Genomic DNA, 17,052 nt, shown 5'->3' with positions numbered 1-17,052 from the left:
CGGGTGATGTGACAATTCACACGGGAAAGCCCTTGGACTTATTCACAGGGTACGCGTACGTGTAGGCAAATGTTGATACGCGCGGGAAGTGTGCCCGGGGCGGTGCTATCGCGCGTGGAATTAAGGGGTTTGGGGGAAGTGATGCTTCAGGGGTGGCTGGCCCGCGCTACGCGGGATTCCGCGACTGCTATGCAGTCGTGCATGGCGCAAGGGCGTGACATGGTGACGGCGCGGGCGCGTCGTCTGGTGATCGCTCTCGTCGCCTGCTTGATGGCGGCGCTTCCTGGGGCGGCCTTCGCGTCGGCCTTCTGCGATGCGATCAACGCCGGCGCCTTCGACCAGACCACCACCTACACCTCCGGTTCGGTCACCAGCACCAACGCGCGGATGACCAGCGGGGTCAGCACCCTGAACGGCATCCTGACGACCAACTGGACCGACGTGACAACGGCGGCCCGCTGGTACAACGGCGGGGCCAAGTACGCCGCCAACGTGGGCGAGACGGTCACCCTCAACGTCACGATCAACGCCACATCAGGCACGCTTAGCGGGCGGCTCTATCGCGGCGCCAGCTCGACCAGCATCGGCAGCCTGGTGTCCGGCGGCAACCTGACGTCCAGCGGCACGATCACCTACACGCTGGTCAGTCCGGAATACGCGATGGAAGCGCGGGCGGTGCAGGTGGCCACGGCCACCGGCACGGTCACCATCACCGGCTCTTGCGTGGTCGCGCCCCCGTCGATCACCAACATGTCGCCGACCGAAGGCCCGACCGCGGGCGGCACCGCCGTCACCCTGACCGGCCAGAACTTCACCGGCGGCGCCCTGACCGTCGACGGCTCCAGCGTCTCCCCGACCTCGCTGACCGACACCTCGATCGCCTTCAACACCCCCGCGCACGTGGCCGGCGCGATCGCCGTGGCCGTCACCACCGCGGGCGGCACCGCTTCGTCGACCTTCACCTACGTCGCCCCCCCGACCATCACCTCGATCTCGCCGACGGCGGGCCCGACCGGCGGCGCCACGACGGTGACCATCACCGGCACGAACCTGTTGAACGCCTCGGCGGTGACTTTCGGAGCCACGGCCGCGACAGGCTTCACGGTCAACAGCGCCACCCAGATCACCGCGACGGCTCCGGCCGGCTCGGCCGGCACGGTCGACATCCGGGTCACCACGGCGGGCGGGACCAGCGCCACCAGCGCGGCCGACCAGTACACCTACATCGCCGCGCCGACCGTGACCTCGGTCTCGCCGACGGCGGGTCCGACGGGCGGCGGCCAGACGGTGACCATCACCGGTACGGGCTTTGCGGCGGCGCCGGGTACGGGCGCGGTGAAGTTCGGTGCGGCGAACGCCACCTACACCATCAACAGCAACACCCAGATCACCGCGACCTCGCCGGCCAATTCGGCGGGCACCTACGACATCACCGTCACCACCCCCGGCGGAACCAGCGCCACCAGCGCGTCCGACCAGTACACCTATGTGGCGGCGCCGACCGTGACCTCGGTCTCGCCGACGGCGGGACCGACGGGCGGCGGCCAGACGGTGACCATCACCGGCACCGGCTTCGCATCGGCGCCGGGGACGGGGGCGGTGAAGTTCGGCGCGGCGAACGCCACCTACACCATCAACAGCAACACCCAGATCACGGCGACCTCGCCGGCGAACTCGGCGGGCACCTACGACATCACCGTCACCACGCCCGGCGGGACCAGCGCCACCAGCGCGGCCGACCAGTACACCTACATCACCGCGCCGACCGTGACCTCGGTCTCGCCGACGGCGGGCCCGACGGGCGGCGGCACGACGGTGACGATCACCGGCACCGGCTTCGCATCGGCGCCGGGGACGGGTGCGGTGAAGTTCGGCGCGACCAACGCCACCTACACCATCAACAGCAACACCCAGATCACGGCGACCTCGCCGGCGAACTCGGCGGGCACCTACGACGTCACCGTCACCACGCCCGGCGGGACCAGCGCCACCAGCGCGGCCGATCAGTTCACCTATGTCTCGGCGCCGACCGTGACCTCGATCTCGCCGACGGCGGGCCCGACCAGCGGCGGCACGACGGTGACCCTCACCGGCACCGGCTTCTCGAACGCCACGGCGGTGACCTTCGGGGCCTCGGCCGCGACGGGCTTCACGGTCAACAGCGCCACCCAGATCACCGCGACGTCTCCGAGCGGCTCGGCCGGCACGGTGGACATCCGCGTCACCACGGTGGGCGGGACCAGCGCCACCAGCGCGGCCGACCAGTTCACCTATGTCTCGGCTCCGACCGTGACCTCGATCTCGCCGACCTCGGGCCCGACCTCGGGCGGCACGACGGTGACGATCACCGGCACGGGCTTCGCGGCCGCGGCCGGCACGGGCGCGGTGAAGTTCGGCGCGACGACCGCCACCTACACGATCAACAGCAACAGCCAGATCACGGCGACCTCGCCGGTCAATTCGGCGGGGACCTACGACATCACCGTCACCACGCTGGGCGGCACGAGCGCGACCAGCGCGGCCGACCAGTTCACCTATGTCGCGCCGCCGGTCGGCTCTTCGCAGACCTACGGCTCGATCATCGCCTACAACACCGGCTCGAACCTGACGACGAACATCGACCTGTCGCTCTACATCACCGGGGGCGGTACGCCGACCAACTATGCCGTGGGCTCGGCGACGACCGCCCAGGGCGGCAGCGTCAGCGTCAACAGCAGCGGGATCGCGACCTACACGCCCCCCGTCGGCTACCGTAACGCCAACGACAGCTTCACCTACACGGCGTCCAACGTCGGCGGCACCTCGGCGCCGGCCACGGTCACCGTGACCATCGGCAATCCGACCATCTCGCTCACCCTGCCGGCCAGCACGGCCACGGTCGAACGCGTCTACAATTCGGGCGCCGCCGCCGTGACCTTCTCGGGCGGCCGGGCCAGCTACACCGTCAACAGCATCAGCGGCCTGCCTTCGGGCCTGACCGACGCCGGCGGCGGCGTCATCAGCGGCACGCCCTCGACCAACGGCGTTTTCACCGTCACCGTCAACGTCACCGACAGCTCGCTGGGCGCTGGTCCCTATACGGCCAACACCACGGCGACCCTGACGGTCGGTCTGCCGCCGGCGCCGGTGGTTTCGTCCTTCTCCATCAACGGCCTGACCTACAACAGCGGTTCGGCCACGGCGACGACCTTCAGCGCGGCCCCGCACGCCACCGAAAGCCCGACCGGCTACCAGGTCGGCGCCTCGTCCTACGGCGCGACGGTCAGCGTCGATAGCGCGGGCCTGATGAGCTACACCCCGCCGGTCGGCTTCCGCGGAACCGACACCTTCAACTACGTCGCCACCAACGCCGGCGGCACGTCCAACGTCGGCCAGGTCTTCGTGACCGTGGACGACCCGGTGTTCTCGGTGACCCTGCCGGCCTCCACCGGCACGGTCGGCGCCGTCTACAACAGCGGCGCGTCGGTCGTGACCATCAGCGGCGGCAATCCGCCCTACAACAACTTCTCGGCCACGGGCCTGCCCGCCGGCCTGACCATGGACAGCTCGGGCGTCATCAGCGGCTCCCCGACCACGGCGACCACCGCCACGGTCGTGGTCACCGTCACCGACAGCTCGGGCGGCAACGGCAGCTACACCAGCACGGCCTCGGCCAACCTGACCATCGCCGCGCCGACCATCGCCCTGTCGCCCGCCGCGGGGGCCCTGCCGGGCGCCCAGGCCGGCGTCAGCTACGGCCAGACCTTCACCAGCACGGGCGGCGTCACGCCGACGACCTTCGCCGTCACCGCCGGCGCCCTGCCTCCGGGCCTGTCGCTGAGCACCGGCGGCGTGGCTTCGGGCACGCCGACGGCGACGGGGACCTACAACTTCACGGTCACCGCCACCGACAGCAGCGGCAACAGCTACACCGGCTCGTCCGCCTACAGCATCACCGTGTCCGCCCCGGCGATCACCGTGTCGCCCTCGACCCTGCCGTCGGGAGCCGTGGCCGGCGCCTACAGCCAGACCGTCACCGCCAGCGGCGGCACGGCCGGCTACACCTTTACGCTCGACACCGGGACTCTGCCCGCGGGCCTGACCCTGTCGACCGGCGGGGTGCTCTCGGGCACGCCGACGGAAGGCGGTTCGTTCCCGATCACCATCAAGGCGACGGACTCGACCAGCGGCGGGACCTATAGCGGCTCGCAGAGCTACACCCTGTCCATCGGCGCGCCGTCGATCACGCTTTCGCCGGCTTCGGGCGCCCTGGCCGGCGGGACCATCGCCACCGCCTACAGCGACACGATCACCGCCAGCGGCGGCACCTCGACCTACACCTACCAGGTGACCGCCGGCAGCCTGCCGCCCGGTCTCACCCTGTCGACCGCCGGCGCCATCTCGGGTTCGCCGACGGGCGGCGGCACGTACAACTTCACGATCACCGCCACCGACTCCAGCACCGGTTCGGGTCCCTATACGGGCGCGGCCGCCTACAGCATCACCGTCGCCGCGCCGACCATCACGCTGGCGCCGACCTCGCTGTCCAACGCCACGATCGCCTCGGCCTACACCGCCACGATCACCGCCAGCGGGGGCACCTCGCCCTATAGCTACACGGTGATCAGCGGCGCCCTGCCGGCCGGCCTGACCCTCTCGACCGGCGGGGTGCTCTCGGGCACGCCGACGGCGGGCGGAACCTTCACCTTCGACATCAGCGCCGGCGACAGCTCGACGGGGACCGGCGCGCCGTTCTCCGGCGGGCGGACCTACAGCCTGACCGTCGCGGCGCCGACCATCGCGGTCTCGCCGGTCAGCCTGACCTCGGTCGCGGTCGGTGTGACGGTCAACGAGACGATCACCGCCAGCGGCGGTACGTCGGGCTACACCTACGCGGTCACCGCCGGCGCCCTGCCGACGGGGGTCACCCTGTCCGGCGACACGCTCTCGGGCGCGCCGACGGCGGCGGGTTCGTTCACCTTCACGATCACCGCCACCGACTCCAGCACCGGCGCGGGTCCCTATACCGGCTCGCGCGCCTACACCTGGGTCATCGGCGCGCCGACCATCACGGTCACGCCGGCCAGCCTGTCGAACGGCCAGATCGGCCAGAGCTACAGCCAGTCCGTCAGCGCGAGCGGCGGCGTGGCGCCCTACACCTACGCGCTCTCGGGCAGCCTGCCCGCTGGCCTGACCCTGTCGGCCGGCGGCGTCGTCACCGGCACGCCGACGGCGGCGGGTTCGTTCACCTTCACGATCACCGCCACCGACTCGGCGACGGGGACCGGCGCGCCGTTCACCGGCGCCCGCAGCTACACGATCAGCATCCTGAGCCCGGCGCTGACGCTCACGCCCAGCACCCTCACCGGCATGGCGACGGCCTCGCCCTACACGGCGACCATCACCGCCGGCGGCGGAACCGCGCCCTACAACTACTTCATGTACGGCGGCACGGTGCTGCCGACGGGTCTCTCCCTGTCGTCGACCGGCGAGATCACCGGCACGCCGACGAGCTCGGGCAGCTTCAGCTTCACGATCGCGGCCACCGACGCCTCCACCGGGACCGGCGCGCCGTTCACCGTGGCCCGGGCCTACAACGTCACGGTCGGCGCGCCGACCCTGACGATGAGCCCGGCCAACCTGCCGGCCGCGACCCAGCACTCGGCCTACAGCCAGACCATCACGACCACGGGCGGCACCGCGCCCTACACCTACAGCCTGCTGAGCGGCTCCCTGCCGACCGGCGTCACCCTCAGCGCCGGCGGCGTCCTTTCGGGCACGCCGACCGTCACGGGGACCTTCAACGTCACGATCCGCGCCACCGACTCCACGACCGGCTCGGGTCCGTACATCGTCGATACCTTCTACAGCCTGGTGGTCGACGCGCCGGCGCCGCCGACGGCCGGCGCGGTCTCCGCGACCGTGGCCGCCAACAGCAGCGGCAACACGATCACTCCGGTCCTGACCGGCGTGCCGGCGACCGCGGTCGCCGTCGCCACCGCCCCGACCCACGGGACGGCCAGCGTCAGCGGCCTGACCTTCCTCTACACGCCGACGGCCGGCTACTCGGGCGTCGACAGCTTCACCTACACCGCCTCCAACGCCGGCGGACCTTCGGCTCCGGCCACGGTCTCGATCACCGTCACCCCGCCGACCCTCGTGGTCGCCGGGACCCCGACGGGCGGCGTGGTGGCGGTCGCCTACGCCGACGCGACCTTCACGGCCACGACCGGCACGGCGCCCTACACCTTCACCGGCGCCAGCCTGCCTGGCGGTCTGACCCTCAGCACGGCCGGCGTCCTCTCGGGGACCCCGACCGCCGCCGGGACCTTCAACGCGGTGATCACGGCCACCGACGCCTTCGGCGCCACCGGCCTGGCCACCTTCCCGATCACCATCGCCGCCCCGACGGTGACGATCACCAGCCCGAGCGCCGGTGCCCTGCCGACCGCCACGGCCTTCGTCGCCTACAGCCAGACCTTCACGGCTTCGGGCGGCGTCGCGCCCCGCACCTTCGCGGTCACCGCCGGCGCTCTGCCGCCCGGCCTGACCCTGAGCACGGCGGGCGTGCTGTCCGGCTCGGCCACGGCCACCGGCACGTTCAACTTCTCGATCACGCCGAGCGACGGCTCGGGCGCGCCGGGTCCCTACGCCGGGACTCCGTCCGCCTACAGCCTGACGGTCGGCGCGCCGTCCATGACCCTGTCGCCGGCCAGCGTGCCGAACGGCACGGCCACCGTGCCCTACACCGCCACCTTCTCGGCGGGCGGCGGCACGGCGCCCTACAGCTACGCGGTCACCGCCGGCGCCCTGCCGACGGGTCTGACCCTCAGCTCGGCCGGCGTGCTCTCGGGCGCGGCCAGCCAGACGGCGACCGGAAGCTTCAACTTCACGGTCACGGCCACCGACGCCAACGGCTTCACGGTCGCCGGCGCCTACGGCCTGTCGATCGCCCAGGTCACCCTGGTCACCAGCTCGCCGCCCAGCGGCGTCGCCGGCCAGGCCTACAGCCAGGTGCTGTCGACCAGCGGCGGCACGGCTCCCTACACCTACGTCCAGGCCGCCGGCTCGCTGCCGGCCGGTCTGACCCTCAGCGGCTCGGGCGCGATCTCGGGCACGCCGACGGCGGCGGGGACCTTCGGCTTCACCGTCACGACCACCGACAGCTTCGGCGCGGTGGGAACCGACACCCTGTCGCTGACGATCAACGCCCCGACCCTGAGCCTGACGCCGGCCTCCGCGCCCGCGGCCGACTACGGGGTGGCCTACAGCCTGACCTTCCAGACCAGCGGCGGGGTGGCGCCTTACCACTACGTCCTGAGCGGAAGCCTGCCGACGGGCCTGTCCTTCAACAGCTCGACCGGCGTGCTCTCGGGCACGCCCACGGACGACGGGTCCTACCCGCTGACCGTGACGGTCACCGACTCCGCCACGGGTTCGGGTCCCTTCTCGGCCTCGGTCAGCCCGACCCTGGTCGTGAACCAGGCCCCGCCGCCGGTGGTCGAGCCGACCAACACCACGACTCCGGCCGGTTCGCCGACCACCATCGACGTCTCCAGCCTGATCGACGGCTTCTACGACAGCGTCGTCATCGTCGACCCGCCGCAACACGGCACGGCGACGGTCACCGGCGCCGCTTCGCGGATGCGTTCGCAGGGCTCGGGCTCGGTCCAGATCATCTACACGCCGAACCCCGGCTACTATGGTCCGGACAGCTTCACCTACGCCGCCACCGGTCCCGGGGGCACCTCGACGCCGGCCGCCATCAGCGTGGCCGTCGCCGCCCCGGCTCCGGTCGTCGTCAACGACACCGCCTCGGTCGCCGCCAACGCGACGGTGGCCATCGCGGTGACGACCAACGACACCGGTCCGATCAGCACCATCGCCATCGCCACGGCTCCGAGCCACGGCACGGCCACGGTCGCGGGTCTCAACGTCAACTACGTCCCGGCCACCAACTTCTTCGGCACGGACACCTTCACCTACACGGCGACCGGCGAAGGCGGCACGGGCGGTCCGGCGACGGTCACCGTCACGGTCACCCCGCTGGCCACGCCGACCCAGGCGGCCCAGGTCATCACCGTCCTGGCCGGCCAGACGGCCACCCTGGCGGCGACCCAAGGCGCCACGGGCAGCCCGTTCACCGGCGTCACGATCGCGACCGCTCCGACCAAGGGCGCGGCCACGATCAACGGCCTGAACATCGTCTACACCCCGGCCGCCGGCTTCTCGGGCGCCGACGCCTTCACCTACCGGATCAACAACCCCTTCGGGTCGTCGGATCCGGTGCCGGTGACGGTGACGGTCAACCCGGCCCCGCTGACGGCCCCGCCGATCACCGTCGAGATCCTCGCCGGCCAGAAGGCGGTCGTTAACCTGGTGACCAACGCCAGCGGCGGGCCGTTCGTCGGCGCGGCGGTGGTGGCGATCACCCCGGCCAATGCGGGCGCGGCGGTCATCACCAACCCCTCGTCGGGCGCCTACACCCTGACCTTCACCCCCGACAACGCCTTCGCGGGCACGGCGGTGGTGACCTACACGCTGAGCAACGCCTTCGCGACTTCGGCCCCCGGCCGGATCAACGTGATCGTGACGGCTCGTCCCGATCCCTCGCAGGATCCGGAAGTGAAGGGTCTGGTCGCGGCCCAGGACGCGGCGGCCATCCGGTTCGCCGACGCCCAGATCAGCAACTTCAACCGTCGCCTCGAGCAACTGCACAACGGCGGCGGCGGTGGTCGCGGGTTGGGGGTCAGCGTCCGCGGCGGCAACACCGAGCGGGAAGACGGGCTGGAAGCGCGCGAGCGGTTCCGCAAGTACGCCAGCCTCGGCATGAACGACGCGGCCGATCCGTCCTCGCCGCTGCTGCCGGCCGCCTCGGCGGACGACGCGGCGCCCGGGAACGACGGCGAAGACGGCCAGGCCGGTCCCAAGCGCTGGGGCGTCTGGGCCGCGGGCTCGGCCGACTTCGGAATGCGTGACACGGTCGGTTCGCAAAGCGGCTTCCGCTTCACGACCGACGGTCTCACCGCCGGCGTCGACTACCGGGTCAACGACCGCTTCGCCTTCGGCCTGGGTCTCGGCTACGGCCGCGACTCCAGCCGGGTCGGCAAGAACGGCACCAAGAGCCGCGCCGAAAGCTACAGCGCCGGCCTCTACGCCAGCCTGCAGCCGGGCGAGAAGACCTTCCTCGACGGGGTCATTGGCCTGGGCTCGCTCGACTTCGACACCCGCCGCTACGTCACCACGACGGGCGAGCTGGTGAACGGCGAGCGTGACGGCGACCAGCTGTTCGCGGCCCTGACCTTCGGGGTCGAGCACCGGACGCCGACCAGCCTGCTGTCGCCCTACGGACGGGTGGCCTACAGCCGGTCGGTGCTGGACGCCTTCTCGGAAAACGGCGGCGGGCCCTACGGCCTGACCTACCACTCGCAGACCGTGCGCAGCCTGACCGGCACGCTGGGCCTGCGCGGGGAGTTCGCCCGCAAGACCGCCGCTGGCCTGCTGGCGCCGCGCTTCCGGGTCGAGTACTCGCACGACTTCGAGAAGGCCAACGACGCCCTGCTCAGCTACACCGACTGGGTGGGCGGGCCGACCTACCGCCTGGCGGTGGATCCGATCGACCGCGACCAGCTGCGGCTGGAGCTCGGGGCCGACCTGACGGTCAAGAGCGGCTGGAAGATCGGTCTGGACTTCGACAACTCGGTGTCGAAGGACAGCGACAGCCAGGGGGTCCGCCTCTCGGTCCAGTCGCCCTTCTGATCCAGGCGACGAACTGAAGACTAAGAAGGGCGGCGCCGGCAAAGGCGCCGCCCTTTTCTTTTCTCCTCCCCCGCTTGCGGGGGAGGGGGACCATCCCCGGGTCGCGCTTTGCGCGCGCCCGAGGACAGGCTCCGCGGTGGAGGGGGCGGCGGCGCGCACGGCGCTCCGTCACTCGCCCCCTCCGTCACGGCGCTGATAGCGCCGCGCCACCTCCCCCGCTTCACGGGGGAGGAGCGGAAGCCGCGAACGAAAAACGCCCGGCGGGTCGGACCCGCCGGGCGTTCTAGTCTTCAGTGATCCGCCGGGATCAGCGGTCGAAATTGCGGGCCAGCAGGAAGCCGAACACGGCGCCGGCGACGAAGGTCCCCAGCGCCAGGGCCAGGGGGTGGTCCTCGGCGGCCTTGTGGGCGGCTTCGGCCTTGGGCTTGGACCAGGCGATGGCCGCGTCGGTCTTGTCGTGCACGTACTCGCGGGCGACCTGGGTCTTTTCGCTGGCCGTCTCGGCGACGGTGACGGCGGCTTTCTTGACCGCGGCCGTGGCCTTGGCGGCGGTCTTCCTGGCGCTGCTCTTGGCGCGGGCGGAAGCGGCGCTGGCCTCGCCGGCGAGATCGGTCTTGATGGTGGCGTCGGTCATCGGCGTCTCCCGATTTGGGGTGTGTTCGAAGGCCCTGAGGGCGTTGGAGGGCGCTGCGGCGCGCGCGGTGCGTCCGGAGACTAACACCTGGCGAGCCGGTTTGGTTCGGGCAAGAGGCGCGGGCGACAGCTTTTGCGTGCATCGCTCCCAAAGCATCCCGGAGGACGGCGACGTCAGTTGTCGCGCACGACCTTCAGCACGGCCTCGCCGTAGCGGTCGAGCTTGCCCTGGCCCACGCCGCCCGACTTGCCGAGGGCCGGCAGGGTGAGCGGCCGGGCGGCGGCGATCTCGGCCAGGGTGGCGTCGTGGAAGATGACGTAGGGCGGCACGTGCTGGGCCGACGCCTGCTCCTTGCGCCAGGCGCGCAGGGCCTCGAACAGCAGCTGGTCGCCCGGCGGCACGGTGAGGGCCTGGCGCCGGCGCAGGCTCTTGCCGCCGGAACCACCCTTGCCGCCGCCGGCGTCGCCGCCCGGGGCCTGGCGCAGCGACACCTGCCGCTCGCCGCGATAGACTTGGCGCACGCCCTCGCCGTCGCCCAGGCCGATCAGCGGCCGGCCGTCATTGGGGTCTTCTCGCAGCAGGCCTTCGAACACCAGGGTGTCGAGCAGGTCGCGCCAGCCTTGGGGGCTGAACTCCTTGCCGATGCCGAAGGTCGACATCTGGGCTTCCTGCTGCGTGACGTCCTTGGTCTTGCCCAGCAGGTGGTCGATCAGCCGGCCGCGTCCGAAGCGTCCGCCCAGGCGATGCGCGGCCGACAGGGCCTTCTGGGCGGCCTGGGTGGCGTCGATCCCGCTCGGCGGCGAGATGCAGATGTCGCAGGTTCCGCAGCGCTCCACGCCCTCCTCGCCGAAATAGCGGCGGACGGCGGCGGCGCGGCAGGTCGTGCCTTCCAGCATGGCGTAGAACTGGCGCAGCTTGCGGCTCTGCACCTGCTTGACCTCGTCGGGGGCCTCGCGGCTGTCGATGCGGCGCCCGGCCCAGGCCAGGTCGGCGCTGCTGTAGAGGGTGATGCCCTCGGCCGGCTGGCCGTCGCGCCCGGCGCGGCCGATCTCCTGCCAATAGGCCTCGATGGCGGCCGGCGGGTCGGCGTGGATCACGAAGCGGACGTCGGGCTTGTCGACGCCCATGCCGAAGGCGATGGTCGCCACCATCACCGCCTCGTCGGCCTCGAGGAACTGCTCCAGGCGGCGGGCGCGGACGTTCTTGTCGAGGCCGGCGTGATAGGCCAGGGCCGGCACGCCGTTGTCGATCAGCGCCTGGGCCAGCTTCTCGGTCGAGTCCCGGCTGCCGGCATAGACCACGCCGGCGCGGCCCGGCCGCTCGGTGACCAGCTCGATGACCCGGTCGTGGCCCTTGCCGCGCTTGCGCTCGGCGTTGAGCGCCAGTTCGGGACGGGCGAAGCTGTCGACGAACTCGGCCGCGCCCTGCAGGCGCAGCTCGGTGCGGATGTCGTCGCGGGTGCGGGCGTCGGCGGTGGCGGTCACCGCCAGGCGCGGGGCGTTGGGGAAGACTTCCGCGATGCGACCCAGCATCCGGTACTCGGGCCGGAAGTCGTGGCCCCACTGGCTGACGCAGTGGGCTTCGTCGACGGCCACCAGCGACAGCGGCAGGCGCGACAGCCGCTCCAGCATCCAGCCCTGCATCAGGCCTTCTGGCGACAGATAGAGCAGATCAAGCTGGCCGGCCTCGATGCGCCGCCAGATCTCGGCGCGCTCCTCGGGCAGGGTGTTGCTGTCCAGACGCTCGGCGGCGACCCCGGCCTGTTGCAGCCCGGCCACCTGGTCGGCCATCAGGGCGATCAGCGGCGAGACGACGAGGCCCAGGCCGGGACGGACCAGGGCGGGGATCTGGTAGCACAAGCTCTTGCCGCCGCCGGTGGGCAGCACCGCCAGGGCGCTGCGCCCGGCCAGCAGCTCGCCGACCACCTCGGCCTGGAGGCCGCGGAAATCCTGGTGGCCGAAGGTGCGGCGCAGGACGTCGCGCGCGGCGTCGAGCGAGGGCGGGGAGGCGAGGGCGGTGGACACGTGGCTCTTCTGGCAGGGGCGGCCGTCCGCGCCAAGGCCGGAAACGGCTGATTTTCAGATATCGGGTCCTTCTCCCCTTGCGGGAGAAGGTGGCGCCGAAGGCGACGGATGAGGGGTCTCTCAAAAGTCCGACGCTCCGCTCGGCAGCCGCCGCTCGCGGCGGACAAGCTCGTCGACCCCTCACCCGACCCGCTGCGCGGGCCACCCTCTCCCGCAAGGGGAGAGGGCTTCTGGTTGGCGCGTTAAACCGCGTTCATTTCTCGTCAATCCTATCGCGTGTTTGGTCGGCGTGAGCTATGACACCGCCACACGGGCGGGGTTGCACGAGACCTAGGGTTACAGATGGCTAACGGCGCCTTCGGCGGAAACAAGCCGGCGAAGACTTCTCGCACGCCCCTCCAGGCGGCGCTCTATTGGGCGACGGTGCTGGGGGTCTGGGGGCTGATCTTCGTGGTCACCTTCTTCGCGGTGTTCGCGCGCGACCTGCCCGATACGTCGAAGCTGTACGACGTCACCCGCCAGCCCTCGATCAACTATCTCGACCGATCGGGCGCCCTGCTGGCCGTGCGCGGCAGCCAGTATGCGCCGCCGGTCGACATCGACGCCCTGCCCGAATACGTGCCGGCCGCCTTCGTCGCCATCGAGGACCGCCAGTTCTACCACCACTTCGGGTTCAACCCCTGGGGCATCGCCCGCTCGCTGATCTGGAACGTCACCCATGACGGCGGCCCCCAGCGCGGCGGCTCGACCATCACCCAGCAGCTGGCCCGGAACCTGTTCCTCAGCCCGGCCCAGAACTACAAGCGCAAGGCCCAGGAACTGATCCTGGCCGTCTGGCTGGAGCTGAAGTTCAGCAAGAAGCAGATCCTGGCGCTCTACATGAACCGGGTCTATTTCGGCGCCGGCGCCTACGGCATCGAGGCCGCCTCGCAGCGCTACTTCAACAAGCCCGCCTCGCAACTGACCATCGGCGAGAGCGCCCTGCTGGCCGGCATGATGAAGGGCCCCGCCCGCTATTCGCCGGTCAGCGCCAGCGAGCGCGCCGCCCGCCGCGCCACCGTCGTGCTCGACGAGATGGTGCGCATCAAGGCCATCACCGCCGAGCAGCGCGACGAGGCCTTCAAGACCCCCGTCCAGGTCTCGGCCACCCTGGCCAACCAGCGCGCCCAGTACTTCACCGACTATGTCGACGCCCAGGTGCGTTCGCTGGTCGGCGAGCCCACCGAGGATCTGGTCGTCGAGACCACGCTCGACCTGCCGATCCAGGTCGCGGCCGAGCGCGCCGTGCAGCTGGGCGTCGAGGGCCACCTGAAGCAGGGCGTCCAGCAGGCCGCCCTGGTGGCCATCGACGGCGAGGGCCGCATCCGCGCCTATGTCGGCGGCGAGGACTACGGCGAAAGCCAGTTCGACCGCGCCACGAGCGCCCGCCGCCAGGCCGGCTCGGCCTTCAAGCCGTTCGTCTACCTCACCGCCATGGACCAGGGACGCAACCCGTCGGTCATGGTGGTCGACGAGCCGGTCAAGATCGGCAACTGGGAGCCGCGCAACTACACCAACACGTTTCTGGGTCCGATGACCCTGCAGACGGCCCTGGCCCAGTCGATCAACACGGTCGCCGCGCGCCTGGCCAACGAGGTCGGCACCAGCAACGTCGCCGCCACGGCCCGTCGCCTGGGGATCACCAGCAAGATCCAGCTCGACCCGTCGATGGCCCTGGGCGCCGTCGAGGTCAGCCCGCTGGAAATGGCCCAGGCCTACGCCCCGTTCGCCAACGGCGGCTTCCTGGCCAAGGGCTACGGCATCGAGCGCATCCGCACCGCTTCGGGCAAGGTCCTCTACGATCACAGCGTCGACAAGCAGCCGCGCTCGTCGGTGATCGGCTCGCCGTCGCTGCAGTACATGAACCAGATGATGCGCCAGGTGGTGAACGGCGGCACCGGCGGCCGCGCCAAGGTCGCCGGCTACGACATCGCCGGCAAGACCGGCACCACCAGCGACTACAAGGACGCCTGGTTCGTCGGCTACACTGGCGGCTTCGTCGCCGCGGTGTGGACCGGCAAGGACGACAACACCGCCATGAAGCGGGTCAGCGGCGGCGGTCCGCCGGCCGAAATCTGGAAGGTGTTCATGAGCTCGGCCCTGCCGCGCCTGAAGGCCACCCCGATCCCCGGCGGCTTCGCCGAGGCGCCCGCGCCGACCGAAGACCCGATCGGCGACATCCTGGGCGGCGGCGAGACCCCGACGGCCGACCCGGGCGCGACCCCGCCGCCGGCCGCCGGGCAGCAGCCGCAGCAGACCGCGCCGGAGCTGCCGTACTAGGGACGGACGGAACCTCGAAGCCTCCCGGGAGCTAAGCCTCCGCTGGAGCCAGTCTCCGCTTCGGGGGGCTTCGATGACCGGCGCAACGATCAAGCGCGACCTTCGCACCGGTCGCTCGCTCTGGGCGGACAGTCCGGGCCTGGGCGTGCCGACGCGGCCGCTCACCAGGGCGATCAGCATCGACGTCGCCATCGTCGGGGCCGGGATCAGCGGCGCCTTCATGGCCCATGAGCTGTCCCGGGATCACGCCGTGGCTGTGCTGGACCGCCGCCCCCCGCTGACCGGCTCGACCATCGCCTCGACCGCCCTGCTGCAGTGGGAGATCGACCTGCCGCTGACGGCCCTGGCGGAGAAGATCGGACAGGCCAAGGCCCGGCGGGCCTATCTGCGATCCCGGGCCGCCGTCGACGCGCTCAAGCGGATCGTCGACGAGGAGCGGATCCCCTGCGGCCTGAAGGCCAAGTCGTCGCTCTATCTGGCGGGCGACGACCACGGCCATCGCGCGCTCGAGGCCGAGGCGAAGGCGCGGGCGGCGATCGGGCTGGACAGCCGCTATCTCGGGCCGGCCCAGCTGCGCGAGCGGTTCGGGATCGACCGCACCGGCGCCATCGTCTCCAGCGGCTCGGCCAGCGGCGATCCGGCCCGGCTGGCGGCGGGCCTGCTGCGGCGCGCGGCGGCGCGGGGCGCGAAAATCTGGTCGCCGGTCGAGGTGCTGCAAGCCGTCAGCGATCCCGACGGCGTGACCCTGCTGACCGACGCCGGCCAGGCCGTGCGGGCCAGGGCGGTGGTGTTCTGCTGCGGCTATGAATTTCCCAAGGGCGTGCCGACGCCGGGCGCGAGCGTGATCTCGACCTGGGCGACGGCCTCGAAGCCGCGCAATCGCTGCCCGGCCTGGCTGCGCGACATGCTGGTGTGGGAGGCGTCCGATCCGTACCTCTATCTGCGCATGGGCGGCGACGGGCGGCTGATCGCCGGCGGCGAGGACGAGGCCTCGCCCGACGCCCACCAGGACCCGGCCAAGCTGAAGCGCAAGTGCGAGACCGTGGCGAGAAAGCTGAAGGCCCTGCTGCCCGACGCCGATTTCGAGATCGACTACGGCTGGGCCGGGGCGTTCGGCTCCAGCGCCACGGGCCTGCCCAGCATCGGACCGGTCGAGGGCATGGACCACACCTGGGCGGTCATGGGCTTCGGCGGCAACGGCATCACCTATTCGGTCATCGCCTCGCAGATCGTGGCCGCCCAGATCCGCGGCGGCGACGATCCGGACGCGGATCTCTATCGCGCCTGATCGTCCGGTCGCGGCGGCGGGAACGGAGGGCGGGGCGCTTCGTTGCTCCCCGCAAATGGGACGGGAAGGCGGCATGGGCCACGCATCGGTCTGGAACCTCAAGCGCGGGCCGCTGAAGGCCCTGCGCCGCCTCGACCTGCGCACGCTGCTCGAATGGGCCTCGCGGCTGGGCTACGCCGCGCGGGGAGCGGTCTATGTCGGGCTGGGCGGCCTGGCCCTGCTGGCGGCGAGCGACCTGGTTCCCCGGGCGCGCGGGGCGACGGCGATGCTGGCGGCCTGGGCCAGGTGGCCGCCGGGCCTTGTGCTGATCGCCGTGGTCGCGGCCGGGCTGATCGGCTTTTCGGTCTGGCGGGCCTTGCAGGCGGTGTTCGACGCCGACCGCCACGGAACCTCGCCCAAGGCCTGGGCGATCCGCGCCGGCCAGGCGGTCAGCGGCGTGGTCTACGGCTCGCTCGCCTGGTCGGCCCTGGAGCTGCTCGACGCCTTCGAGGACGTGGGCGAGGCCGACGAGGAGCAGACCGCCGACGCCACGGCCGCGACCATCCTGGCCCTGCCCCATGGCGACCATCTGCTGATGGCGGCGGGCCTCGTCCTGCTGGGCGTCGGGATCGGCGGCGTCGTCCAGGGGCTGGCCCAGGACTTCGCCAAGCGGCTGGACTGCGGCGAGGCGGCCTGCCGCCGGCTCGTGCCCCTGGCGCGCTTCGGATATGCGGCGCGGGGCTTTGCGACCCTGTGCGTGGGCCTGTTCGTGGTCGGCGCCGGCTGGCACGCGCGCAGCAGCGAGGCCCGAAGCTGGGCCGGGGCCTTGCAGGCCCTCGAACGCCAGCCGTTCGGCGCCTGGCTGCTGGGCGTGGTGGCCCTGGGGCTGGTGGCGTTCGGGGTGTTCGGCTTCGGCGAGGCGATCTGGCGACGGATCCGGCCGCCGGCGGTTTAGGCTTCCTTCTCCCATAGGGAGAAGGTGGCGCGAAGCGACGGATGAGCAACCATGTTGAGTTCAGGCTTGCGTTAGCCAGGGCTGCTGTCTTGCGAGGACGAGGTTTGCGGCCTCG

Annotated in this window: 6 protein-coding genes; 4 read left to right on the top strand and 2 right to left on the bottom strand. The window is 71.5% G+C overall.

From position 1 onward, the window contains the following. The first annotated feature begins 201 nt into the window (after positions 1–201). Positions 202–9,738 (top strand): putative Ig domain-containing protein, encoded by a 9,537-nt coding sequence (locus AC07N1_RS09390; protein ID WP_494671555.1) that lies wholly within the window; start codon positions 202–204, stop codon positions 9,736–9,738. A 307-nt stretch (positions 9,739–10,045) separates the two neighbouring features. On the opposite strand, the gene AC07N1_RS09385 is transcribed toward AC07N1_RS09390, so the two are convergent. Together AC07N1_RS09385 and recQ are read right to left on the bottom strand one after the other, a co-directional pair. After that, positions 10,046–10,372 carry a hypothetical protein gene (locus AC07N1_RS09385; protein WP_494671554.1) on the bottom strand — a complete coding sequence of 109 codons (327 nt, stop codon included), beginning with the start codon at positions 10,370–10,372 and terminating at the stop codon, positions 10,046–10,048. Positions 10,373–10,545: 173 nt separating this feature from the next. Beyond that, the gene (gene recQ, locus AC07N1_RS09380; RefSeq protein ID WP_494671553.1) at positions 10,546–12,396 is read right to left on the bottom strand and encodes a DNA helicase RecQ; all 1,851 of its coding nucleotides are present in this window, start codon (positions 12,394–12,396) and stop codon (positions 10,546–10,548) included. A gap of 342 nt (positions 12,397–12,738) precedes the next feature. Here recQ and AC07N1_RS09375 point away from each other — a divergent pair, with 342 nt between their 5' ends. The 3 genes from AC07N1_RS09375 to AC07N1_RS09365 all read left to right on the top strand — a co-directional run bounded on the left by AC07N1_RS09375 (position 12,739) and on the right by AC07N1_RS09365 (position 16,937). After that, entirely contained in the window at positions 12,739–14,715 is a 1,977-nt protein-coding gene (locus AC07N1_RS09375; RefSeq protein ID WP_494671552.1) for a transglycosylase domain-containing protein, read from the top strand. Between the two features lie 73 nt (positions 14,716–14,788). Further along, positions 14,789–16,003: an NAD(P)/FAD-dependent oxidoreductase gene (locus AC07N1_RS09370; RefSeq protein WP_494671551.1), complete on the top strand. Its 1,215-nt coding sequence runs from the start codon at positions 14,789–14,791 to the stop codon at positions 16,001–16,003. A 73-nt stretch (positions 16,004–16,076) separates the two neighbouring features. Then, positions 16,077–16,937, top strand: coding sequence for a DUF1206 domain-containing protein (locus tag AC07N1_RS09365; protein ID WP_494671550.1), 861 nt, complete (start codon positions 16,077–16,079; stop codon positions 16,935–16,937). The last annotated feature ends 115 nt before the right edge of the window (positions 16,938–17,052 follow it).

This window comes from Caulobacter sp. GW821-FHT09B11, assembly GCF_059418205.1.
The sequence above is the reverse complement of the archived record's forward strand: the minus strand, read 5'-3'. Positions and strand labels throughout refer to the sequence as shown.

Bases quoted from the DNA above. Each gene is read 5' to 3' on its own strand.
- AC07N1_RS09390 (WP_494671555.1), top strand. From the start codon at position 202: ATGGCGCAAGGGCGTGACATGGTGACGGCGCGGGCGCGTCGTCTGGTG.
- AC07N1_RS09385 (WP_494671554.1), bottom strand. From the start codon at position 10,372: ATGACCGACGCCACCATCAAGACCGATCTCGCCGGCGAGGCCAGCGCC.
- AC07N1_RS09375 (WP_494671552.1), top strand. From the start codon at position 12,739: ATGGCTAACGGCGCCTTCGGCGGAAACAAGCCGGCGAAGACTTCTCGC.
- AC07N1_RS09370 (WP_494671551.1), top strand. From the start codon at position 14,789: ATGACCGGCGCAACGATCAAGCGCGACCTTCGCACCGGTCGCTCGCTC.
- AC07N1_RS09365 (WP_494671550.1), top strand. From the start codon at position 16,077: ATGGGCCACGCATCGGTCTGGAACCTCAAGCGCGGGCCGCTGAAGGCC.